This window comes from Thiocapsa sp. C2-2m (assembly GCF_041903745.1).
GTDB classification, from domain to species: domain Bacteria; phylum Pseudomonadota; class Gammaproteobacteria; order Chromatiales; family Chromatiaceae; genus Thiocapsa; species Thiocapsa roseilacustris.
The window spans coordinates 233,905-255,874 of the sequence record NZ_JBBWVD010000002.1; the positions used below are offsets into that span (position 1 = coordinate 233,905).

The following is a 21,970-nucleotide window of genomic DNA, read 5'->3' on the forward strand; positions in this document are numbered from 1 at the left end:
ACGCCGATCGCAATACCTTGACCAGGGAGCGTGTCGACTCGAAGCAGACCGTCGCAAACCTTGATGTCGATACCCTACACCCGATACCGATCCGGAGGAGACCCCGTCCATGTGCGGACGCTACGCCCAATACAGTTCGGCCGATGCCATCGCCGACCTTTTCGGCGCCGCCATCGAGATCGAAGGTCTCGCCCCGCGCTACAACGCGGCCCCGATGCAATGGCTGCCGGTGATCCTGGCGCCCGATGTCGTGGACGTCTGGCTCGATCGCACGAGCGATCCGGCTCGGCTCTCGGAGCTTTTGATGCCCTTTCCGGAGGAACGGCTTGCGATGCACCCGGTCTCGCGAGCGGTCGGCAATGTCCGCAACGAGGGGCAGGAACTGATTGCGGAAGTGAGTGACCCGTCCCCGGCGCATCGCGAGGGCGATGATCCGTCGGGGCGGGCACGGGTATGAACGACGGGGTTCGACGGACCCTGACCGTCCTCGTCGCGGTCGGGATCATGATCGGGTTTATGGTGCTGTCTTGGTCTTGGATGGCGCCGGCGATTGCGGTGGACGGGGAGACACGGTTTTTTCTCTGGGAGGAGGGCTCGGGGACCGCTCTGCAAGTCAAGCTGGCCTTTTTCGGGGCAATTCTTGTCGCCGCGCCGATCTATCTGCTGCTCTTACGACTGCCCTGGCTGAGGACGCCATCGGTCTCGGACGCGGCATCGCCGGCGCTCAGGATCCCCCCATTCTTGTGGCTCGGCATCGGCCTGGTGATGACGGTGGCCGTGATCCAGCTACCCTTGCCGGGCTTGCCTGATCCCGGCGGCGGGCGCACCGATGCCCCACCGCTCGATTGGGTTCGGCTGTTTCTGCTGACGGTGCTGTTGCCGACCTGGGTAGCCGTTGTTCTCTTTGCCGTGGCGGTCGGGCCGAGAGCCGCTCCCGCTGCGACGGGGGTACGATTGCCATGCCGACACCCGCTCTAGTCGTGTACTTGTGCCTGACGTTGGGGTTCTTCCATTTCTTCTGGGGCGGCACATTGCGCATCGCCCCGATTGTCCATCGCGATGAGGTCACGGTGCTGACCATCGAAACGATCGGCAAGCCTTATAAGGCTGGCATCGTCCACTGGATGTTCGCCGAGGTCAGCCCCTGGCAGGGTGTCGACGCGACGCAGCGCCTACAGATCCTCGATCGTGATTGGATGGATCGGCTCGAGATCGGCCAGACTATCGAGCTGGGTTGGGCGAGCGTCTGGAAGGTGCGTGTTATCAAGACCATCGAGGCCGTGGATCGCTACCTGGGCGCGCCGGCGATGCAGGTTGCCCATCGCAGCCATGTCGTCAAGATGCTGGATGCCGATGCACTGGCGGCCCTGGTGGCGGAGGAGGATCCGGCGCTGATCGTTCCCGATGCAGATCGACGGTGACTACCGCGAATCCTGGCAGCCGCACCCGATGTCGGCATGTGCGCTGGCCCGTGCGCAGGAGATCGCTGGCGCGGTGACCGATGCGCTGGGCGGCACGGGTATCTTCGGCGTGGAGCTGTTCGTGCGCGACGATCAAGTCTGGTTCAGCGAGGTCTCGCCGCGTCCGCACGACACCGGGTTGGTGACGCTGATCTCGCAGGATCTCTCGGAGCTCACGCGGCATGTGCGGGCCATCCTGGGTCTGCCGGTGCCGCACATCAGACAGCTCGGCCCTTCGGCATCGGTGGCGCTGTTGGCGGAGGGTCGCTCGCGGGGATCTGAGCTTCGGCGGTCTTGATCGCGCACTCGCGGAGCCGGATACGTCCTTGCGCCTGTTCGGGAAACCGGAGGTCGACGGCAAGCGCCGCGTGGGTGTCGCGCTGGCGCGCGGGGAGACGCTGGACGAGGCTCGGGAGAAGGCCAGGCGTGTTGTGGAGGCGGTCGAGATCGAGCTGGCTTGAGAAGGTCGGGTGTAGGGTGCCGGAACGCCATCCTCGGTCGCGGTGACGACCGAGGATGGCGTTCCGGCAGACCGGCGCTTATCCCTGGTTGTGATAACCCAGGATGCGCTCGACCTCGTTCTTCGAGCCGAGGATGACCGGCACCCGTTGGTGCAGCGCCTCGGGTTGCAGATCCATGATGCGTCCGGTACCCGTGATGGAGCCGCCGCCGGCCTGCTCGATAATGAAGGACATGGGGTTGGCCTCGTAGAGCAGACGCAACTTGCCGCCGAGCCCCTTGGACTTCATCTTGCTGTCCATCGGGTACAGGAAGACGCCGCCGCGGGTAAGGATGCGATGCACCTCGGCGACCATGGAGGCGATCCAGCGCATGTTGAAGTCTTCGCCGCGCGGGCCTTCCTTGCCGTCCAGACATTCCTGAACATAACGCTGCACCGGGGGCTCCCAGAACCGCATGTTCGAGGCGTTGATGGCGAACTCGCGCGTGTCGGCCGGGATCGTCATATTCGGATGGGTGAGGATGAACTCGCCGATGTTCTGATCCAGGGTAAAGCCGTTTACGCCCTTGCCGGTGGTCAGCACCATCATGGTCGACGGGCCGTAAAGCGCATAGCCGGCGGCGACCTGCTGGGTGCCGGCCTGGAGGAAATCGCGCTCGCTCGGCACGGCGTCGCCGCCCTGAATGCGCAGGATCGAGAAGATGGTGCCGACCGAGACGTTGACGTCGATGTTGGAGGAGCCGTCGAGCGGGTCGAAGGTCAACAGGTACTTGCCGCGCGGATACTTCGCCGGAATCGGGTAGATCTCATCCATCTCTTCGGACGCCATCGCGGCCAGATGGCCGGCCCATTCATTGGACTTGATGAAGACCTCGTTGGTGAGGATGTCGAGCTTCTTCTGGGTCTCGCCCTGGATGTTCTCGCTCTCGGCGCTCCCGAGCACGCCGACCAGCGCACCATGGTTCACCATGTTGCTGATAACCTTGCAGGCCGTGACGATATCGTTGAGCAGGGACGTGAAATCGCCCGTGGCGCCGGCGACGTGGCGCTGCTCCTCGATGATGAACTGGGTGATGGTCGTGCCGTTGTGCATGGATGTCCTCTTGAGTTTCGGGCTCGTCGAGCGCTTTTAATCGATCGGCAGTATAGGGTTTTCCGTGCTTGCCATAAACCCGATGGCATGTTGTGGCGGCACGCTCATGTGTTCCCCTGCCTTGCGGTGTGAAACAGCGGTTCTGATCGGGCCTGTTCTGCAAACGCCGCGGGGGCGGGGGCGTCATGGGCCCAACCCGCTGCCGCTCGCCGATGGCCATCGCAGGGGCGCTACAACCAAAGCGAACCTGGTCGCGCTTGAGATCCCGGGCAGGGGTTGCGGAAAGATGGGTGCCGAACCTCAGCGATCAGGCTGTTGCTTCCGAAGTTGCGCAAGGGCTTCTTCGGCCTCTTTGCGCGCCTGGACCTCTTGATCCAGGCGCTGTTCGAGCGCCACGCGTTCCTGCGTCTCGGCATCAGCACGTCGGGCCTCGGCCTCGGCACGTCGAGCTTCCGTGTCGGCACGTCGAGCTTCCGTGTCGGCACGTTGAGCTTCCGCCTCGGCGCGTTCCTCGGCTTCGCGCCAGTCGGGCAGCACGAATGCGGCGTAAACCGGGTCGCGACGCATCGCATCCAGCGAGGGCTGCGCGATCAGATCATCCAGCCTGAACTGGAGACCGGGCAGGACGCGGGAGTGGATCACGCCCTCCTCGGGTGCAATGGGGACGTAGACACCCGCTGTGGTCAGCGTGTAGAAGGCCTGACGCTCGGGTTCGCGGTGCAAAATGATGTATTCCTTGACACCGCCTGAAGCATATTCAGTTTTCTTGGTGACGGTGTCGCGCACGATACCTGCGGGCTTCCTCTCGGACAGGGCCTCCACACAGAGATCGAAGACACCGTGATAGGAGGCGTCGAAATACAACAGCGGCTGTGGGTTGTCGTTGCACACGACGCCGAAGTCCGGCTTGCGGATCACCGTCCCGGTCGGCAGCGGTAATCTGAAGCCCATCTCCAGCGCGACCATCTTGGCGATCGGCCGGGCGCTCAGGAAGTGTTGCAGGAGCAGGGTGAACCAGGCATAGACCAGATAGGTGCCGTAATCGGACACGGGTTTCTCCTCCAGGCGACCGTTGTTCCACTCGTAGTGGATGTCCGATTCGAAGTAGTAGTCGCGCCAGTACTCCTCCTCCGTGACGAAGCGACCCGCCTGCGAGACGGGTTGAGCGCAGTCTGTTTCAGGTGTCGGTGGGTCCTGCTCGGCTCGAGCGGCTGCGCGCGTTGACATGATGACATCGACCTCCGTTAAACCGCGTCCAGAGTGAAATGCGCCATGTTCATGTTGTGACGGGCTCAAGGATTCTTCCGACCTTTATGGAGACGTGATTTCAAGCGATCTCCTTCGCGTGTCCAACAGGTTAGCACTTTTCGAGACAGGTGCGTGTGCATCGACATCAACCCGGCCGGCCAGGTTGCAGGATCCGAATGTCCGGGGGATGATCAGGGTTCATTGCACCCGGTGCCGTAGCCGCCCCATCTACCCAGTCCATCCAGCGTGAGTGAAATCGATAGCGTGCCGGGAACCGCTGCTGTGACTGCCACTGGATTGGGGCGGGGACTGGCCCGGAGCGCTGCACACTCCTCATCCCGGAACCACCCCGTCATGATGTCGATCTGTCGTGGCCTGGCGTTGTTGAGCCTGCTGCTCCTCTCCCTCTCCGCTGCCGGCGCGGACAAGGTGAGGCTTCAGCTGAAATGGCAGCACCAGTTCCAGTTCGCCGGCTATTACGCGGCACAAGAACAGGGCTATTACCGTAACGCGGGGCTGGAGGTCGAAATTCTTGCCGCCAGACCGGGAGAAGACCCGGTGCGGCAGGTGATCGAGGGCAAGGCCGATGTCGGCGTCGGCTCTACCGAATTGCTCCTGCTGCGGGAACAGGGGGTACCGCTCGTGGTCCTGGCGGTCATCTTCCAGCATTCCCCTCTTGCGCTCATGGCCCTGAAACATGAGGGTATTCAGACCATTCATGACCTGGCTGGCAAAAAACTCATGATCGAGCCGGGGTCGGCCGAGCTCCACGCCTACCTGCGCAGAGAGGGGATCTCCGCCGACAACTTCACGCTGTTGCCCCACACCTTCGACGTCCAGGGACTGCTCTCGGGAGCGGTGGATGCCATGTCCGTCTACGTCACCGATGAACCCTTTGCGCTGAAACAGGCGGGACGGGAGTACCTGCTCTATTCCCCTCGAGCGGTCGGGATCGATTTCTACGGCGATAACCTCTTTACCACCGAGGATCTGCTCCGGAGGCAGCCCGAATTGGTCAAGAAGTTCCGGGAGGCGAGCCTCAAGGGGTGGGACTACGCCATGCAGCACAAGGAGGAGGTGGCACGGCTTATCTATGACCGTTACAGCCAGCGGCATAGTCTGGAGCACCTCCGGTTCGAGGCCCGGCAGATGGAGTCGCTGCTCCAGACGGCGCTGATCGAGGTCGGCCACATGAATCCGGGCCGGTGGCGCAATATCGCGGAAGTTTACGCCGAAATGGGCATGCTGCGGCGGGACTTCGACCTGAAGGGTTTCCTCTACGATCCCAAGCCGAGGGACCTGACCTGGCTCTATGATGTTGTTGCCGGCGTCGCCCTCCTGCTGCTGATTGCCGTTCTGGCGGCGGTCCGTTTTGCCCGGCTCTCCGGGGCCTTGCGCAAGAGCAATGTCGAGCGGGAGAAGATCGCGGCGGCGCTCCGGGAGAAGGAAGAAAAATATCGCATCCTCTTCATGGATTCGCCGGATGCCTATCTGATCATCATTGACGGTGTGTTTGTCGATTGCAACCGGGCCGCCGAAGCGATGCTGGGGGCCGGACGGGCCGAGATTGTCGGTCTCGCACCCGACGGACTCTCTCCCGAATTTCAGCCCGACGGCAAAAAATCTCTGGTTGCGGTTCGGGAAAAGATCGCTCTGGCCTTTCAGTGCGGCAGTCTCACCTTTGAGTGGGTTCACCGCCGTCGGGACGGCACGGATTTCCAGGTCGAGGTCTCCATTGCGACCATCTGCCTGGACGGAAAAGACGCGCTCTTTACTACCTGGCGTGACATCAGCGACCGCAAGCGGGCGGAAGAAGCGTTGCAGGAGAGCGAGCAACTGCTTAAAAACGTCATCAACAATAACCAGGACGGCATGCTCGTGCTGGATCGGGGGCAGCGCGTGGCGCTGAGTAACCCGGCGGCCGCGATGTTACTCGGTACGACCGCCGATGAGTTGCTTGCGTACGAGTTCGGTTCTGTGTTGGCCGATGTCCCGCGGGAGATCGAGGTGTTCAACGCGGCAAAGAGGACGATACTGGAAATACAAACCACAGACCTGGCATGGAAAGGAGAACCTGCCCAATTGGTGACCTTGCATGACATTACCGAGCGCAAGCGGGTGGAAGAGGAGGTCTTGCGCAGCAACACCCGGCTACAACGCTTGGCGGACATTCTTCAGCATCCTTCCGAAACGATTCAGGAATTTCTTGATTACGCGCTGGAGCAGGCGCTCCAACTCACCGAAAGCAAGCTCGGCTTCATTTACCATTATCATGAAGATAGCCGGGAGTTTGTCCTCAACACCTGGTCTCGGGAGGTCATGCCGGAATGCGCCGTGGTCAATCCTCAAACCTGTTACGCGCTGGACCAGACCGGGATCTGGGGCGAAGCCGTACGCCAACGCCGTCCGATTGTGGTCAACGACTTTCGAGCCGCTCATCCATTGAAAAAGGGGTATCCGCCCGGCCACGTCCACCTGTCGAGGTTTTTGACGGTCCCCGTCTTCAGGGATGGCCACATTGTCGGCGTGGTGGGGGTGGCCAACAAGGAAACGGAGTACGCCGAAACCGACATTTTCCAGATCTCCTTGTTGATGGATGCCGTCTGGAGCGTTACCGAACGCAGGCAGGCGGAAGCGGCACTGCAAGCCAGCGAGGCGAAGTTTTCCCAGGCATTCATCTCTTCGACCTATGCCATTATCATTACCCGCGCCGCGGATGGCACCATCATCGAAGTGAACCCGGCCTTCGAGACCATGGTCGGCTACAGTCGGGCCGAAGCGTTGGGAAAATCCACCCTCGACCTGGCGCTCTGGGCGGATAGCCGGGACCGACAGCACTTCCTGTCACTGTTGATCGAGCATGGGCACGCCGAACAGCAGGAATACCGTTTCCGGAAGAAAGGCGGCGCCATCCTGATTGGGCTTCTTTCCGCCCGCCTCTTTACGCTGAACAATGAGCGGGTGTTACTGGGAAACATTGCCGACATCACCGAACGCAAGCAGATGGAGGAAGAACTGGCCCGGTCCAAGGACGCCGCCGAGGCGGCCAACCGGGCCAAGAGTGAATTCCTGGCCAACATGAGCCACGAGATCCGCACCCCCATGAATGCGGTCATCGGCCTGACGCACCTGGCCCTCCAGACCGAGCTAACGCCGAAACAACAGGATTATCTCCACAAGATCGACAGTTCGGGCCAGGCCCTGCTGGGATTGATCAACGACATCCTCGACCTGTCCAAGATCGAGGCGGACCGGCTGGAGTTGGAACAGACCCCCTTCAGCCTTGAACAGGTCCTGGACCGCATCGCCACCATGACTAGCCTGAAGGCCGAGGAGAAGGGGCTGACCTTCGGCTTCCACCTGGCCCCGACCACGCCGCACCGCCTGGTCGGTGATCCGCTCCGGCTGGGGCAGATTCTGCTCAATCTGGTTAACAACGCGGTCAAGTTCACGGAACAGGGGGAAGTGGTTGTTGCCGTGTCACCCGAGGCTCGGGCGGGCGCCCGGATCCGGCTGCGCTTCGCGGTGCGGGACACCGGCATCGGCATCCTGCCCGCCCAGCAGGCCCGGCTGTTCGAGGCGTTTTCCCAGGCCGACGGCTCCACCACCCGTCGCTACGGGGGGACCGGCCTGGGGCTGGCCATCAGCAAGAAGTTGGCGGACCTCATGGGCGGTGACATCAGTGTGGAGAGTGCTTCCGGCGTCGGGAGCACATTTACCTGTGTTCTGCCCTTCGCCATCGATACGAATGCTGCCGACGCGGAGCAGGAGCTCAAGCCGACCGCCGGCGTTGTTGACGTCGCCGCCGAACCGCGGCCCGACCTGTCCGGCGCGCGGGTGCTGCTGGTGGAAGACAACGACATCAACCAACAGGTGGCGCGGGAGATGTTGGAGCGTTTCGGCCTGGTCGTGGAGATCGCCGGCAATGGGCGAAAAGCCGTGGAGCGGCTGCGCGCCCATCCCGCCCGCTATGCCCTGGTCCTCATGGATCTACAGATGCCGGAGATGGACGGCTTCGAGGCTACCCGACTCATCCGCGAGGAGTTGGGGCTGACCGACCTGCCGATCATCGCCATGACCGCCCACGCCCTGGAAGACGAGCGCCGCCACTGTCTGGCCAGCGGGATGAACGCCCACCTGGCCAAGCCCATCGATCCGCCGACCCTGCTGGCGGCGCTCTCCCGCTGGCTTCCCCCCGGCGGCCATGAGGGCGTGCCCCTGCAGGAAACCGCCTTGGACCCGGAGTGGCCTGTCGTGCTCCCCGGCGTTGATCTGCCGTCCCTTCTGAGCCGGCTTTCGGGCAACCGCGAACTCCTTCTGAAACTGCTGCGGAACTTCGGGCAGGAGTGGTCGGGAGTGCATGAATCCATCCAGGTCGCTCTGTCGGCGGGCGATCGAGAGCACGCGCGCCAAAGGGTCCACACGCTGCGCGGCGTGGCGGGTAACCTGTCGATGAACAAGGTCGCCGCCGCCGCCGAAGCACTTGAACAGGCGCTGAAACGCGAGGAGAGCCAGGAGATCGAACCCTGCCTGGAGACTCTGACGACGGCCCTCATGCCGGTGTTGGCCGGATTGGAACGGTTGCCTACCGCCTCGCCGCTCCCGGATGACGTCGGCCCCCTGGACCTTGCGCTCTTGGAACGTCAATTCTCCGAGTTGGCCGAATTGCTGCGCCGGCAGGACATGAAGGCCGAAGCATGCTTCGCCGAGGTCCGGGCGTGCCTGGGAGCGGGAGAGTGGGCGGAGGCGATGGCGCGCCTGGAGCAGCAGCTTGACCGGCTGGATTTTGCCGCGGCCGGGACAACTCTGGCGGAGGTGGCAGAGCGCCTGGGAATGGCGGGATTGGACCGATGAAGCGACAGCGGGGCGTATTATCGTTGGGCCGGCTGGCCGTGCGTGAGCAATCATCGCAGGCCCGGTGCAGGCGAGATCCGAACGCGAAGCAGGTAAACGCATGCGAATCTTGATCGTCGATGATGTCCCGGACAACATCCGGATTTTGAGCCGGATGCTGGCCGATGAGGGGCACGACATCTCGGCCTCGACCAATGGCCAGGAGGCCCTGATGATCACCGAATCGGTCCTCCCCGACCTCATTCTGCTCGACGTCATGATGCCCGGCATGGACGGCTACGCGATCTGCGCGGCGCTGAAAGCCAACCCACGGCTGAAGTCGATCCCGGTGATCTTCGTGACCGCACTGTCCGATACCGAGGATGAGACCCGCGGTTTAAGTCTCGGCGCCGTGGATTACATTGCCAAGCCATTCAAGGAGGTCATCGTCAAGCTGCGGGTGCGCACGCATCTGGAGCTGAAGCAGCAACGCGACCTGCTCGGGCGTCTCTCCGCGATCGACGGCCTGACCGGTATTCCCAACCGCCGCGCGTTCGACGAGCGGTTAGATGCTGAATGGCGCCGTGCGATCCGTGTGGGTGGTGCCTTGGCCTTGACCATGATCGACATCGACTATTTCAAGGCATTCAACGATAGCCATGGTCACCTCGAAGGCGATGAGTGTCTGCGGCGCGTCGCCAAGACCCTGGAAGCGGCGGCCCGGCGGGGCGAGGATTTTGTCGGTCGCTATGGCGGCGAGGAATTCGTGTTCTTGAGCAGCAGCGGCGATCAGGCCGGCATGGCCGGCTTGGTCGAAACGCTTCGCGTGAGCATCGAGGCGCTGCGGATTCCTCACGGTGCATCGGAGGTGGCGTCCTGGGTCACCGTGAGCAGCGGCGTCGCGCTCTGCCGTCCGACCCCGGAGATGCAGGCAACCGATCTCTTGGCATCCGCCGACGCGGAGCTGTACAAGGCCAAGCATCGCGGTCGAAATTGCGTCAGTGTGACCACTGTGACTGGCGTTTCAGGGTCTGTCGAGAACTGCACGGGCGAGCGAGTTTAGTGGCTAGTGGCTAGTGGAGCCGTGGAGAAATTCCGAGACCGTCCGAGATCGTTGTCGTAATCGTGGTCGTATCGATGGTCGACAACGACAACGACAACGACAACGACAACGATTTCGACAACGAACGGTCTCGACAGATCTGCCGTGCTGCACTGGAAACGCATGCGCGAACAGGTGCCGGGCGACCGGCGAGCCGAAAACCTGGCGCGCTTCGTGAAAAAACTGGCGCGTTGTGAGTGTGGCGATCTGGTTTAAGGCGAATACCGGGAACCCTTATACCAACGGCGTAGGTTGTGCCGAGCCGTGCGAGGCACAACCAACCGTCGGCGCAGGTTGTGCTTCCTATCGTCAGCACAACCTACGGGTCAGGAAGTTCGCGGAAATCGCTTAACAGGGTTTTTCGCTGCCCTCCGTTCGTCCATTACTGCGCGGGTTGGCCGACCCGGGGTCTGGTTAGGATCTGGCCGTCAGTGGTCGGGCCGTTCCGCACGAAGGCGCGCGAGCGCCTCTTCGGCCTCCCGGCGCGCATGAATCTCTTGCGCCAGACGCTGCTCGATCACCAAGCGGGCCTGCGTCTCGGCTTCGGCACGCTGAGCCTCCGCCTCGGCGTGTCGGGCCTCCGCCTCGGCGCGTTCCTCGGCTTCGCGCCAGCCCGGCAGCACGAATGCGGCATAGACCGGGTCGCGACGCATCGCCTCGGGCGAGGGCTGCGCGATCAGATCGTCCAGTCGGAACTGAAGGCCGGGCAGGACGCGGGAGCGGATCACGCCGTCCTCGGGCACAATGGGGACGTAGAGACCCGCTGTGGTGAGCGTATAGAAGGCCTGACGCTCGGGTTCGCGGTGCAGAATGATGTATTCCCTGACGCCGCCTGCGGCATACTCGGCCTTCTTGGTCACCGCGTCGCGCACGATACCCGCGGGCTTTCGCTCGGACAGCGCCTCCACACAGAGATCGAAGACGCCGTGATAGGAGGCGTCGAAATACAACAGCGGCTGTGGGTTGTCGTTGCACACGACGCCGAAGTCCGGCTTGCGGATCACCGTCCCGGTCGGCAGCGGTAATCTGAAGCCCATCTCCAGCGCGACCATCTTGGCGATCGGCCGTGCGCTCAGGAAGTGTTGCAGGAGCAAGGTGAACCAGGCATAGACCAGATAGGTGCTGTAATCGGACACGGGTTTCTCCTCCAAGCGACCGTTGTTCCACTCGTAGTGGATGTCCGATTCGAAGTAGTAGTCGCGCCAGTACTCCTCCTCCGTGACCAGGCGACCCGCCTGCGAGACGGGTTGAGCGCGGTCTGTTTCGGGTGTCGGTGTGTTCTGCTCGGTTCGAGCGGCTACGCGCGTTGACATGATGACATCGACCTCCGCTAAACCGCGTCCAGAGTGAAGCGCGTCATTTTCGTGTTGTGTCGGGCTCAAGGATTTTTCCGACCTTTGTGGTGACGCGGTTTGAAATGTAATATTTTTTGAATCCTTTGAATCGATCCCCTTCGCGTATCCAACAGGTTAGCAGTTTTCGATGCCGGCGGGAGCCCGTCGTTGCCAACTTAACCGGCGAGGTTGCGGGATCCGGATGTCCGGGGGATGATCAGGGTTCATTGCACCCGGTGCCGTAGCCGCCCCATCTACTAAAACCATCCAGCGTGAGCGAAATCGATAGCGTGCCTCTTTCGGATCCACTGACCCGCGCTGCCCGTGAAGAGACGCTCATTCAGACCGCGCCGTGCGAGGCTCAGCCTGTCACGCGTCTGAAGGCCCATTTGCTCAAGGGCTATCGGGGGCGGATTGCCGGTGAGTCGACGCAGGCTGCACGGGTAGCGCGCTGGCTCGATCTCCCGGACGATCTCGCACCCTCGTTGGCCGATGCGCTGAGGGCCGGAGGTCGGGCGCGACTCTACAGCCATCAACGCGAAGCCTGGGATCTCGCCCGCGCCAAGCGGCATTTCGTGGTCGCCACGCCGACCGCTTCGGGCAAGACGCTCTGCTACAACCTGCCGGTGCTCGATGCGGTTCTCGCGCAAGGCTGCAAGGCGCTCTATCTCTTCCCGACCAAGGCACTTGCTCAGGACCAGGCCGCCGAGCTGATGGAGTTGAGCCGTGCCATCCAGGCGGCCGGCGGGCCGGGCGTGAAGGCATTCACCTTCGACGGCGACACGCCCGGCGATGCCCGCAAGGCGGTGCGTACGCGCGGCGACATCGTGCTCAGCAATCCGGACATGCTGCATCAGGCGATCCTGCCGCATCACACCAAATGGGCGCAGTTCTTCGAGGGCTTGGCCTTCATCGTGGTCGACGAGCTGCACACCTATCGGGGTGTCTTCGGCTCGCATGTCGCCAATGTCTTCCGGCGATTGCGGCGGGTCTGTCGGTTCTATGGCGTGGAGCCGACCTTCATCTTCGCGTCCGCCACCATCGCCAATCCGGCCGAGCTGGCCGAGCGTCTCTGCGGTGCGTCGGTCGCGGCCATCACCGAGTCCGGCGCGCCGCAGGGCGAGCGTCATCTGCTGCTGTGGAATCCGCCGGTTATCAACCCGGATCTCGGCATCCGCGCCTCGGCCCGCTCCCAGACCACGCGGATCGCGCGCACTGCGGCCAAGCTGGGGCTCAAGAGCATCGTCTTCGCCCGCTCGCGCCTCATGGTCGAGGTCATCACCAAATATCTGAAGGATGTCTTCGATCGCGATCCGCGCAAGCCGCCACGGGTACTCGCCTATCGGGGCGGTTATCTGCCGAGCGAGCGGCGACGGGCCGAGCAGACCATGCGCGCCGGCGCCGTCGATCTGGTGGTCAGTACCTCGGCGTTGGAGCTCGGGGTCGACATCGGCGCCTTGGATGTCGCCATCCTGAACGGCTATCCGGGGACGGTCGCCGCGACCTGGCAGCGGCTCGGGCGGGCAGGGCGGCGGCTCAAGCCCAGCCTGGGCGTGATGGTCGCGACCAGCGACGCTCTCGATCAGTACATGATGCGCCATCCCGAGTTCTTCTTCGGCGCATCCCCGGAGCACGCGCGCATCCATCCGGATCAGCTTTTGATTCTCATGGATCACGTGCGCTGCGCCGCCTTCGAGCTGCCGTTTCGCGACGGCGAGTCCTTCGGCGCGGAGGATCTCGGCGAGATGCTGAGCTATCTGCGCGACGAGGGTCTGCTCCAGCATCAGGGCGACCGCTGGTTCTGGGTCGCCGACAGCTATCCCGCCAATGCGGTCTCGCTGCGCTCGGTGGCCGAGGGTAACTTCGTCGTCATCGACACCACCGGCGGCGCTCAGACGGTCATTGCCGAGGTCGACTACAGCAGCGCCCCCGGCACGCTCTACGAAGGGGCCATCTACATGATCCAGTCCCAGCCCTATCAGGTGGAGCGTCTGGATTGGACCGGCCGCAAGGCGTTCGTGACCCGCACCCGCGCCGACTATTACACCGACGCGATCGACTACACCCGGCTGAAGATCCTCGCCCGGTTCGACGGCTGCGCCCAAGGCCAGGGCGCGACGGCGCAAGGCGAGGTCCATCTGGTCCGACGCTATCCCGGCTACAAGAAGATCCGCTACTACAGCCACGACAACATCGGCTACGGCATCATCGACCTGCCGGATCAGGAGATGCACACCACGGCGGTCTGGTGGCAGGTGGAGCCCGCTGCTCTGGAGGCCGCGCTGCCGGATCGACAGCAATCGATCGACGGATTCCTCGGCGCCGCCTACGCCCTGCACCATGTCGCCGCCCTGCGCGCCATGGCCGAGATCCATGATCTGGGCCGCTCGGTCGGAGACGGGCAGGGGACTTGGTTTGCCATCGTGGGTGCCGAGGGTCGCGGTCAGATGCGCGGACCGGACAATGCGCCCCTGGATCCCATGTCCGGTCAGCGCTTCGAGCCGACGCTCTTTCTCTACGACAACTATCCGGGCGGCGTCGGACTCTCCGCGCCGCTCTACGATGATACCCCGCTGCTGGTGGGCGATGCACGGGATCTGGTCGCCGCTTGCGCCTGCACCGCTGGCTGTCCCGCCTGCGTCGGGCCGGTCTTGCGCGGCGACGAGGATCTTGCAGTCACGCCGCGTCAGGCGGCCTTAAAGGTGCTGGATCTTTTGGCCTGAGTCGGGCATGAGCGCATCTGTAGGTTGAGTTAGGCGCGCCGACGAGGCGATCGATGGTCCGTGCCGAGGCCGATGCGCGCCGTAACCCGACGTCTGCGGCCCGTTGCGAGGCCGAATGTCGGGTTACGCTGCGCTAACCCGACCTACGCGGTTGAAGGTTTAGGGCGATTTCCGTGAATAGTCATCTCGACTCCGCATGCCCGGAAGACCTGTTGGAACTTTAGGGGCGAATGAATTCGCCCCTACACGCCGGTCGATCCTTTCCCGGAAATCACCTACACCGCGTCGGCTTGAGGTTGCCGGGTTGATGCGACGCGGAGCCAACAACAATGCGATGCAATGACGGACGCGGTTCAATGCACATGACGTTTCGAGACCGTCTTCAGAGATTACGGGGACAGGCGCCGAGTCTCCGCGAAGAGGGCAATGGCGCGTCCGCGTCGGTCGACCGCCCTTCGCTTGCCGAAAGGCTTCGGCGGATGTCGGTTCATAAGGCGCGTGCCGGGAGTGCACAAGGGCCGCAAACCCATGTCCTGGCCGAAGCGGTCGGAGCGGTCGAGATCGCGCACGGCGTTATCTGCCTCGAGCGGAGGTTTGTCGGACACCGCCGACACGGTCAAGTGTCGATGGGGCCGTGCGGCGGCGCCTGCATTGACGCATGGATCGATCGGGGCTGGGTGACAGCGGCCTCGCATCTCGCCCCTCGTTCCGCGTCCGACCCGGTAGATCACTCCCCGACCACGACCGACCTCGTTTGCCTGGACACCGAAACCAGCGGCCTGGCCGGTGGCACGGGGACCTGGGCCTTCATGACCGGACTGCTGCGCGGACAGGATGATGGCTGGACGCTGCGTCAATATCTGCTGACCCGGCTCGACTCGGAGCCCGCCTATCTGGATGCGGTCTCCGCCGAGTTGGCGAGCGCCGGCCTGCTCGTCAGCTACAACGGCCTGTCTTTCGACATCCCGCTGCTCACCACACGCTTTCGCCTGTCCGGCCAAACGGATCCGCTCCCGGCGCTGCCGCATCTGGACCTTCTAAAGCCGGTCCGCCGCGCTTACGGTCGCGTCTGGCCCGATTGCCGACTCGCCAGCGTCGAGCAGCGTCTGTTGGGTTTCAAGCGCAAGGACGATCTACCGGGTTCCGAGGCGCCTGCAGCCTGGCTGGCCTGGTTGCGTACAGGCGAGGTGACCCGATTGGCCGGCGTGCTGCGTCACAACCGCTGGGACCTACTCTCCCTTGCGGCCTTGATCCCGCGGATCGGCGAGGTCTTCAGCAATCCGGGTGCCTACGATGCCGACGTGCGTGCCGTGGCCGCCTACCATCATGCGCAAGGTCGATCCGATCAGGCATTCGACCTGCTCAGCTCCGAGCGGCGCCACTTGGACACGGCCGGGCTCCTGGACCTGGCCCGCCTGCATCGTCGACGCGGCGACTGGGAGCCGGCCCGCGCGATCTGGGAGCCACTCGCGGCGCTAGGCGATGCCGATGCGCGCACGGAGCTGGCCAAATATCACGAGCACCGCACGCGCGATCTGCGCCGCGCCGTCGCGTTCGCCCGCGAGCTTCCGCCGGGCCCGCTGAAAGAGCGGCGCTGCGCACGACTGAACGCTAAGCTCGACGCAGGCGACGGCGGGTCTTCCGCGTTGCTGGACGCCCTGGCGGCAACCCTCGACGGGTCCGCTCATTAGAGAAGGGCTCGTAGGTTCGCAACGGCCCCATCGCGTCGCTCATGATGCCCATGCCGAAGAACACCATGCTGATGGCGGCCGTGACGAAGGCGCCGGTGATGGCGTCTATGAAGCGGTTGGCGATCAACTTGGCCAGGATGTCCTTCATCCGCTCTCCGGCGACCGCTTTGAGCGCCTCGGCCCTCTGGTCGATGCCGCAGAGGAAGAGGGCGAGACCGCCGAAGAGACTCATCGCCATCGGCCACCAGTGGATCGCCGGCGCGATCGCCGAGGTGACCTCGGCGGTCATCGCGGTGCCTTGTCGAGAGCGTCCTTCGGCGTAGGTCGGATCGGCTCAATGGGGCTCGTGAGCTGTCGACTCGGGCTGATTCCGGCACCCGCGGTTCGCACGAGCCGGTTGTAGACCTCCAGCAGGGGCTCGGCCGGATAAAGAAGCGGCAGCAAACGCTTGTGCGCACGGGTGAGGGTGCCGACCCAGTGCGGATCGGGACTGAAAACACACCGAAGCTGAACGTCCCAGAATTTTTCGTTGTCGTTGTCGTTGTCGTGTTCGTACGGAATCCGATTACGACAACGACAACGACTAGAGCTTTCGACGGCTTTGCTTGGTTCCGGCTCTGCCGGGTTAGGGTAAGCTGGCGTCCGATCGGTTGAGACACGGGGGATCGACCGGCCGTGTCAGTCCTATGCCTTCAGCATCGAGCGGCGGCTCGGCGCTATCCGCGCGGCTCAGTCCGAGTTTCTCACGACCCGAAATCCCGATGCGGTGGCCGAGTTGACCCGCGAAGCGGGTGCCTTGGAGGCCGAGGCCGCCGGACTCGCGCGTCTCGACGAGACCTCGCAGCAGGCAGCGACCGAGGTTCGAACGCTGGTCGCCGATGATCTGTCGAGCTTCGAGGCGGTCGTCGCGGCATGGCGGAGCAATGGGCTCGAACCGCCGAGCGTGTGATGCAGGCCCCGATCGCCGATCCGCAGCGAGATGCGTTGACCGAGCGCCTCGCGGCCTACGGGCGCGATTTTCATGCACTGGTCGAGCAGGACCGCCGGATCGAGGGGCTCGCGGACGCCATGGACGTTGCCGTCGGACGGATCACGCCGCTGGTCGAGGCCAACCTTATCGAAGCCCGTCGGCTGATGACGTCGACGCCCGACTTGCGTGCATCCTAGCCGTTCGCGACGGGATTGAGCGCAACAGCGCAATGATCCAGGGACTCGTCGCGCATCTTCCGCAATCCGGAGCAAGCCTCTCCTCGGCCGATGTGAAGAGGCTCAAGGAAGGCCGCGGCGGGCGTGTCGGCGCTGTCGCAGATCCTCCAAGCGGAGTCGTGGGATCCGACGAATCGGCACGAAGGCACCGCGACCGACCCGGCGCCCTGAGATTCGGGCGCGTCGTTCTAGGGAAGAGCTTCGATCGCACGCATCTTTTCATCGTAACGAGCTCGAAACTCCACGGGGAGCTCCGAGTCTTTCACCCCGGCACACCCGCCGTTCTCGTTGAGTATCTCCAGGAACTCGCGCTGAAGACGTTCCTGAACTTTGCGATAATTGCGCTCGGGAAAGACGTCGTCCTGGACCCGGAGCACGGTCATGCGCATGCGGCTGGCGAGCAGCTTGTTGAGGTTCTCGGTGCGACGGTTCGAGCCGTCGCTGCGGCAGCGGGCGTGATACAGATCCAACGCGTAGGCGGCCTCGACCGCTTCGATCAAAAGTGCTTCGGTTGCCTCGTCAAGAGGTGATGCGGCCGCACTTTGGATGACGAGGCCCGCGATGAGGAGCACTACAGCTGTCCGGCGGCGAAGCGGGCTTCTCCGGTTGCTCGGTCGATGCGAACGGTCTTCTGATCGGGCCCGGCGGCTGCTGCTCTGTACCTGTGGTTGAGAGTACACGGCGCGCATCAGCTCCGTCCGTAGACCGGCACCGCGGCGCCGGTCACGCAGCGTGCGGCATCCGAGGCCAGAAAGAGGATGACATCGGCGAGTGCATCCAGAGGAACCCAAGTGTCGTGGTCCGCATCCGGCATGGCGGCGCGATTTTGCGGGGTGTCGAGGGTCCCGGGCAGAACACAGTTGACGGTGATCCCGTGCTGCTTCAGCTCCTCGGCGAGGCTCTCGGTCAGGGTAATGACGGCGGCCTTGGAGACGCAGTAGGGGCCCATGTGTCCAACCCCCCGAGTGGCCGCTCGGGCGGAAATGTTGACGATGCGCCCGCCGCTCCCGTCCGGGATCCGGGGAATCGCCGCCCGGCAGCAGTTGAAGACGCTACGCAGGTTCAGATCCATCAAGGAATCCCACTGTGCATCGGTCGTCTCTTCAATGGCCGGACCCATCGCAAAACCGCCGGCGATATTCGCGAGGACATGAACGGCGCCGAAGCGGTCTGTCACGTCGGCGATCATGGCTGCCACCGCGGGGGGATCCAACAAGTCTGTTGCAAAGATGGCCGACTCGCATCCCTCGGGCAGGGCCATCTGCGCCGACCGCAAGGCATCGGGATCCAGGTCGATCAGGGCCAGTCGGGCGCCTCGGCGGGCGAAGGCAAGTGCCGTGGCACGGCCAAGGTTTCCCGCTGCGCCGGTGACGACAACGGTTTTCCCGGAGAATTCCTGCACGCTCGTGACTCCTGGATGCTGTGCCGACTGTTCAGGGCGCCCGTCGGCTCGACGCTCCTAACCGAGAAGTGGGGTCTCGGGCCGGATGCCCAACCCGGACGCGTTCCGTCGGTCGCCGATCCGCTCGGCTTCCTCATGCGGGCCGGGCGGGTTGCCTGTATCATTCTCGGCGTGATCAGTTTACCCGAACCAGCATATCAGAGCGCTTGCCGTTGCGTCCTCGCCGGCGGCCTGCCCGTTCCTTTGCGTTGGCGGTGGCGCCCGTGATCGAGCTGCTGTTCCTGCTTCTGCCCGTCGCTGCAGCCTCCGGGTGGTGGGTCGCGCGCCGCGGTACGGCGGTTCGACGCAGCCGCGCATCGCCACCTCACCCCGCATTCCTGCGGGGTCTGAATTATCTCGTCGAAGAGCAGCCGGATAAGGCCATCGACATGTTCCTGGAGCTTGTCGAGGTCGACGGAGAGACCGTCGAGACCCATCTCGCGCTCGGCAGTCTGTTTCGACGGCGCGGCGAGGTCGACCGGGCGATTCGCATTCACCAAAACCTGATCGCACGGAAGAATCTGGCCGCGGAGCAGCGCGGTGATGCCCTCTTCGAGCTGGGCCAGGACTACATGCGTGCAGGCTTGTTGGATCGGGCCGAATGCCTGTTTCAGGAGCTGGTCGGTCTCGGGTTGCACCGCCGGCGTGCGCTTCAGAGTCTGCGCGAGCTCTACGAGCAGGAGCGCGATTGGGCACGCTGCCTGGAAGTCGCCGAGCAGCTCGAGCCGGCGAGTGATCCTTCGATCAAGGTGGCGATCGGCCACTACCATTGCGAGCTCGCCGAGGATGCTCGGCGCTGCGGCGACGCCGGGCTTGCGATGACCCAGCTGAGTCTGGCTCGGGAGGCCGATCCGGAGTGCGTCCGCGCCACCATGCTCGAGGGTCGGGCTGCGCTGGAAGACGGTGATCCGCAGCGTGCGCTGGCGCTCTTTACGCATGTGGCGGAGCAGCGCGCATCGTATGTTCCGGAGATTCTGCCCGAGCTGATCGACGCCTTGCGGCACCTCGGACGTGACGATGTGTCCGCGGTTCTGGAGGATTTGGCGCAGCGGCATTCAAGTCCGGCATTGACGCTCGGTCTCAGCGATGTCGTCGCCCAGAGCCGCGGAAAGGAGGCAGCGATGGATCTGCTGACGCGTTATCTGACCCGGCATGCGGATTTGGCCGCACTCGAGCGTCTCTTCGAGCTGCAGGTCGAGGGGCCGTCGCAGGTGCAGGGTTTTGCGGTCGAACGTCTGCGAGTCGTCTTGGAGGTGACGCGGCATTTGCTCGCGCGGCAGGCGGTTTATCGCTGCGAGCACTGCGGTTTCGAGGCGCGCTCGCTGCATTGGCAGTGTCCCAGCTGCCGCTCCTGGGGAAGTGTCGTTCCCGTTCAGCCCGAGCCGATTATCGGCGAGGAGGTTCTGCATGAGCGACGTCTTGCCTGACCCTGCGAGGGGTGCGCACGGGGTCGCCGCTGCCCCGGCTCGCACGCTCGGCGCAGCGGGGATCGGCCGAGGCTCGTCGGACCCTGCGCGGCCGTGCGGTCCGGGAGACCGGGCGCAGAACCCTGATGAAGCCTACGAGGACCGGACGTGACGCAATCCAAACGCATTATCGTCGCGCTCGATTTCGCGACCGAGGCTGAAGCGCTTGCTCTGGTCGAGCGGCTCGATCCGACACGCTGCCGGTTGAAGGTCGGCAAGGAGCTGTTCACGCGATGCGGGCCGATGTTTGTCGAGGTATTGCAATCTCGCGGGTTCGAGGTCTTTCTCGATCTGAAATTTCACGACATCCCCAACACGGTCGCGGGTGCTTGCGCTGCCGCGGCGAATCTCGGGGTTTGGATGGTGAACCTGCATATCTCGGGCGGGGCCCGGATGATCGAGGCTGCGCGCACGCGACTCGATGCCATGTCGAGACGGCCGTTGCTGATCGGCGTGACCCTGCTCACCAGTCTGAGCCGGGAGGATCTGAGCGCTGTCGGCTGTCCCGGCGAGCCGAACGAGCGGGTGCTTGCGCTTGCAGCCCTCGGGCATGCCGCGGGTCTCGACGGCGTGGTCTGCTCGCCCTTGGAGGCAGCTGCGGTACGCGCGGCGCTGGGTCCTGATTTTCGGCTGGTCACACCGGGCGTCAGGCCCGCCGGTGCGTCGCTCGGCGATCAGGTGCGTGTCATGACACCGCGTGATGCCCTCTTAGCCGGTGCGGACGACCTGGTCATCGGGCGCCCGATCACCGCGGCGGAGGATCCCGTGGCTGCGCTGCGGGCCATCGAGGATTCGCTCATGGCCTGACGTGCTCCCGAGCCCTGCATGACCTGTCTCAACCGCGCATCTCGGCGCTTGTCCGAGCTGCTCGCTCACATTGAACGATCTTGAAGGAGAAGACGCGATGGCGAAGATTCGAAAGGCAGTGTTCCCGGTCGCCGGACTTGGGACTCGGTTCCTCCCCGCCACCAAGGCGAGCCCAAAGGAGATGATGTCGATCGTCGACAAGCCGCTGATCCAGTATGCAGCGGAGGAGGCGGAGGACGCCGGTGCCACTCAACTGGTTTTCATCACCGGGCGCAACAAGCGCTCGATCGAAGATCATTTCGACAAGGCCTACGAGCTCGAGTCTGAGCTCAAGAGCGCCGGCAAGCTGGAGCTCCTGCACATCGTTCAGAACGTGATGCCGACGAGCGTGACCTGCATCTATGTGCGCCAAGCCGAGGCGCTCGGTCTCGGGCATGCCGTACTCTGTGCCAAGTCCGTCGTCGGCGACGAGCCCTTTGCCGTCTTGCTGGCCGACGACCTGATCCACTCGCAAGGCAAGGGCGTGGTCGAGCAGATGGCCGACGTCTACGAGCAGTTCGGTTGCAGCGTGCTGAGTGTCCAGGAGGTCCCGCACGAGGAGACCAACAAGTACGGCATTGTGAAGGTCGAGCCCGGTCCGGAGGGAGAGCTGCGGGTCGTGGCGATCGTGGAGAAGCCGGCGCCGGCCGATGCGCCCTCGAACCTCGCGGTCGTCGGGCGATATCTGTTGACGCCCAAGATCTTCGAGAAGCTCGAGCAGACCCGGGAAGGTGCGGGCGGGGAGATCCAGTTGACCGACGCCATCGCAGCGCTCCTCGAGGACGAGCCGGTGATCGCCTACCCCTTCCAGGGCAAGCGCTACGATTGCGGCAGCAAGCTCGGCTATCTCCAGGCGAATGTGGAGTTCGGCTTGGCGCACCCGGAGGTCGGGGAGCGCTTCTCGGCCTATTTGCGGGCCTTCGGGCAACAATAACGGCGCGACGGGGCCGGCAGCCGTGCGGTTGGCTCCGGCTCTGCCGGGCGAGGGCCCCGGCCGTCTAGGCGATTCCGGAAAATCCCTACCCGTAGGTTGTGCTGACGATAGGAAGCACAACTCGCGTCAACGG

General features: G+C 63.9%; 21 protein-coding genes. 15 read left to right on the forward strand and 6 right to left on the reverse strand.

Annotated elements, in window-relative coordinates; genetic code table 11:
* Positions 1-109: 109 nt before the first annotated feature.
* The 5 genes from AADX97_RS02370 to AADX97_RS02390 are packed head-to-tail and all read left to right on the forward strand — an operon-like array spanning position 110 to position 1,921.
* The gene (locus AADX97_RS02370) at positions 110-457 is read left to right on the forward strand and encodes an SOS response-associated peptidase family protein (RefSeq protein WP_374231973.1); all 348 of its coding nucleotides are present in this window, start codon (positions 110-112) and stop codon (positions 455-457) included.
* The gene (locus AADX97_RS02375) at positions 454-978 is read left to right on the forward strand and encodes a hypothetical protein (RefSeq protein ID WP_374231974.1); all 525 of its coding nucleotides are present in this window, start codon (positions 454-456) and stop codon (positions 976-978) included. The genes AADX97_RS02370 and AADX97_RS02375 overlap by 4 nt, the downstream gene beginning before the upstream one ends.
* On the forward strand, positions 960-1,421 hold the full coding sequence (locus AADX97_RS02380; RefSeq protein ID WP_374231975.1) for a hypothetical protein: 462 nt from the start codon (positions 960-962) through the stop codon (positions 1,419-1,421). Before AADX97_RS02375 ends, AADX97_RS02380 begins: the two co-directional genes overlap by 19 nt.
* Complete coding sequence (locus AADX97_RS02385; protein WP_374231976.1) at positions 1,405-1,758, forward strand: ATP-grasp domain-containing protein; 354 nt, start codon at positions 1,405-1,407, stop codon at positions 1,756-1,758. Before AADX97_RS02380 ends, AADX97_RS02385 begins: the two co-directional genes overlap by 17 nt.
* 28 nt (positions 1,759-1,786) lie before the next feature.
* A complete protein-coding gene (locus AADX97_RS02390) occupies positions 1,787-1,921 on the forward strand; it encodes a hypothetical protein (protein ID WP_374231977.1) in 135 nt (44 codons plus the stop codon).
* Positions 1,922-1,999: 78 nt separating this feature from the next.
* On the opposite strand, the gene AADX97_RS02395 is transcribed toward AADX97_RS02390, so the two are convergent.
* Positions 2,000-3,013: a class 1 fructose-bisphosphatase gene (locus AADX97_RS02395; RefSeq protein ID WP_374231978.1), complete on the reverse strand. Its 1,014-nt coding sequence runs from the start codon at positions 3,011-3,013 to the stop codon at positions 2,000-2,002.
* A gap of 300 nt (positions 3,014-3,313) precedes the next feature.
* Entirely contained in the window at positions 3,314-4,240 is a 927-nt protein-coding gene (locus tag AADX97_RS02400) for a Uma2 family endonuclease (RefSeq protein ID WP_374231979.1), read from the reverse strand.
* A 375-nt stretch (positions 4,241-4,615) separates the two neighbouring features.
* Between AADX97_RS02400 and AADX97_RS02405 the strand changes: the two genes are divergently transcribed.
* The 3 genes from AADX97_RS02405 to AADX97_RS02415 all read left to right on the forward strand — a co-directional run bounded on the left by AADX97_RS02405 (position 4,616) and on the right by AADX97_RS02415 (position 10,393).
* Positions 4,616-9,115: an ABC transporter substrate-binding protein gene (locus AADX97_RS02405; RefSeq protein WP_374231980.1), complete on the forward strand. Its 4,500-nt coding sequence runs from the start codon at positions 4,616-4,618 to the stop codon at positions 9,113-9,115.
* A gap of 100 nt (positions 9,116-9,215) precedes the next feature.
* On the forward strand, positions 9,216-10,157 hold the full coding sequence (locus AADX97_RS02410) for a diguanylate cyclase domain-containing protein (protein ID WP_374231981.1): 942 nt from the start codon (positions 9,216-9,218) through the stop codon (positions 10,155-10,157).
* A 74-nt stretch (positions 10,158-10,231) separates the two neighbouring features.
* The gene (locus AADX97_RS02415; protein ID WP_374231983.1) at positions 10,232-10,393 is read left to right on the forward strand and encodes a hypothetical protein; all 162 of its coding nucleotides are present in this window, start codon (positions 10,232-10,234) and stop codon (positions 10,391-10,393) included.
* 231 nt (positions 10,394-10,624) lie between these two features.
* Here the strand turns inward: AADX97_RS02415 and AADX97_RS02420 are convergent, their stop codons facing one another.
* Entirely contained in the window at positions 10,625-11,509 is an 885-nt protein-coding gene (locus tag AADX97_RS02420) for a Uma2 family endonuclease (RefSeq protein WP_374231984.1), read from the reverse strand.
* 359 nt (positions 11,510-11,868) lie between these two features.
* Between AADX97_RS02420 and AADX97_RS02425 the strand changes: the two genes are divergently transcribed.
* A complete protein-coding gene (locus tag AADX97_RS02425) occupies positions 11,869-14,253 on the forward strand; it encodes a DEAD/DEAH box helicase (protein WP_374232041.1) in 2,385 nt (794 codons plus the stop codon).
* Between the two features lie 479 nt (positions 14,254-14,732).
* A complete protein-coding gene (locus tag AADX97_RS02430) occupies positions 14,733-15,944 on the forward strand; it encodes a ribonuclease H-like domain-containing protein (RefSeq protein ID WP_374231985.1) in 1,212 nt (403 codons plus the stop codon).
* Here AADX97_RS02430 and AADX97_RS02435 read toward each other — a convergent pair.
* Positions 15,865-16,233 carry a hypothetical protein gene (locus AADX97_RS02435; RefSeq protein WP_374231986.1) on the reverse strand — a complete coding sequence of 123 codons (369 nt, stop codon included), beginning with the start codon at positions 16,231-16,233 and terminating at the stop codon, positions 15,865-15,867. The genes AADX97_RS02430 and AADX97_RS02435 overlap by 80 nt on opposite strands.
* Before the next feature lie 477 nt (positions 16,234-16,710).
* Between AADX97_RS02435 and AADX97_RS02440 the strand changes: the two genes are divergently transcribed.
* Together AADX97_RS02440 and AADX97_RS02445 are read left to right on the forward strand one after the other, a co-directional pair.
* Positions 16,711-16,893 (forward strand): hypothetical protein, encoded by a 183-nt coding sequence (locus AADX97_RS02440; RefSeq protein WP_374231987.1) that lies wholly within the window; start codon positions 16,711-16,713, stop codon positions 16,891-16,893.
* Positions 16,893-17,111, forward strand: a complete 219-nt coding sequence (locus AADX97_RS02445; RefSeq protein WP_374231988.1) for a hypothetical protein — start codon at positions 16,893-16,895, stop codon at positions 17,109-17,111. The genes AADX97_RS02440 and AADX97_RS02445 overlap by 1 nt, the downstream gene beginning before the upstream one ends.
* Before the next feature lie 227 nt (positions 17,112-17,338).
* Here the strand turns inward: AADX97_RS02445 and AADX97_RS02450 are convergent, their stop codons facing one another.
* Both AADX97_RS02450 and AADX97_RS02455 read right to left on the reverse strand, forming a co-directional pair.
* A complete protein-coding gene (locus AADX97_RS02450) occupies positions 17,339-17,722 on the reverse strand; it encodes a hypothetical protein (RefSeq protein ID WP_374231989.1) in 384 nt (127 codons plus the stop codon).
* A gap of 116 nt (positions 17,723-17,838) precedes the next feature.
* Positions 17,839-18,552 (reverse strand): SDR family oxidoreductase, encoded by a 714-nt coding sequence (locus tag AADX97_RS02455; protein WP_374231990.1) that lies wholly within the window; start codon positions 18,550-18,552, stop codon positions 17,839-17,841.
* Positions 18,553-18,815: 263 nt separating this feature from the next.
* Between AADX97_RS02455 and lapB the strand changes: the two genes are divergently transcribed.
* The 3 genes from lapB (at position 18,816) to galU (ending at position 21,837) form a co-directional block, all read left to right on the forward strand.
* Positions 18,816-20,018 (forward strand): lipopolysaccharide assembly protein LapB, encoded by a 1,203-nt coding sequence (gene lapB / locus AADX97_RS02460; RefSeq protein WP_374231991.1) that lies wholly within the window; start codon positions 18,816-18,818, stop codon positions 20,016-20,018.
* Positions 20,019-20,165: 147 nt separating this feature from the next.
* The gene (gene pyrF / locus AADX97_RS02465) at positions 20,166-20,864 is read left to right on the forward strand and encodes an orotidine-5'-phosphate decarboxylase (RefSeq protein WP_374231993.1); all 699 of its coding nucleotides are present in this window, start codon (positions 20,166-20,168) and stop codon (positions 20,862-20,864) included.
* A 97-nt stretch (positions 20,865-20,961) separates the two neighbouring features.
* Complete coding sequence (galU, locus tag AADX97_RS02470) at positions 20,962-21,837, forward strand: UTP--glucose-1-phosphate uridylyltransferase GalU (protein WP_374231994.1); 876 nt, start codon at positions 20,962-20,964, stop codon at positions 21,835-21,837.
* Positions 21,838-21,970: the final 133 nt, after the last annotated feature.

Coding starts and splice junctions, on each gene's coding strand:
- AADX97_RS02420 (WP_374231984.1), bottom strand. CDS start 11,509: ATGTCAACGCGCGTAGCCGCTCGAACCGAGCAGAACACACCGACACCC.
- AADX97_RS02405 (WP_374231980.1), top strand. CDS start 4,616: ATGATGTCGATCTGTCGTGGCCTGGCGTTGTTGAGCCTGCTGCTCCTC.
- AADX97_RS02435 (WP_374231986.1), bottom strand. CDS start 16,233: ATGACCGCCGAGGTCACCTCGGCGATCGCGCCGGCGATCCACTGGTGG.
- AADX97_RS02410 (WP_374231981.1), top strand. CDS start 9,216: ATGCGAATCTTGATCGTCGATGATGTCCCGGACAACATCCGGATTTTG.
- galU (WP_374231994.1), top strand. CDS start 20,962: ATGGCGAAGATTCGAAAGGCAGTGTTCCCGGTCGCCGGACTTGGGACT.
- AADX97_RS02370 (WP_374231973.1), top strand. CDS start 110: ATGTGCGGACGCTACGCCCAATACAGTTCGGCCGATGCCATCGCCGAC.
- AADX97_RS02375 (WP_374231974.1), top strand. CDS start 454: ATGAACGACGGGGTTCGACGGACCCTGACCGTCCTCGTCGCGGTCGGG.
- AADX97_RS02385 (WP_374231976.1), top strand. CDS start 1,405: ATGCAGATCGACGGTGACTACCGCGAATCCTGGCAGCCGCACCCGATG.
- AADX97_RS02415 (WP_374231983.1), top strand. CDS start 10,232: ATGGTCGACAACGACAACGACAACGACAACGACAACGATTTCGACAAC.
- AADX97_RS02400 (WP_374231979.1), bottom strand. CDS start 4,240: ATGTCAACGCGCGCAGCCGCTCGAGCCGAGCAGGACCCACCGACACCT.
- AADX97_RS02380 (WP_374231975.1), top strand. CDS start 960: ATGCCGACACCCGCTCTAGTCGTGTACTTGTGCCTGACGTTGGGGTTC.
- AADX97_RS02395 (WP_374231978.1), bottom strand. CDS start 3,013: ATGCACAACGGCACGACCATCACCCAGTTCATCATCGAGGAGCAGCGC.
- AADX97_RS02445 (WP_374231988.1), top strand. CDS start 16,893: ATGCAGGCCCCGATCGCCGATCCGCAGCGAGATGCGTTGACCGAGCGC.
- AADX97_RS02430 (WP_374231985.1), top strand. CDS start 14,733: ATGTCGGTTCATAAGGCGCGTGCCGGGAGTGCACAAGGGCCGCAAACC.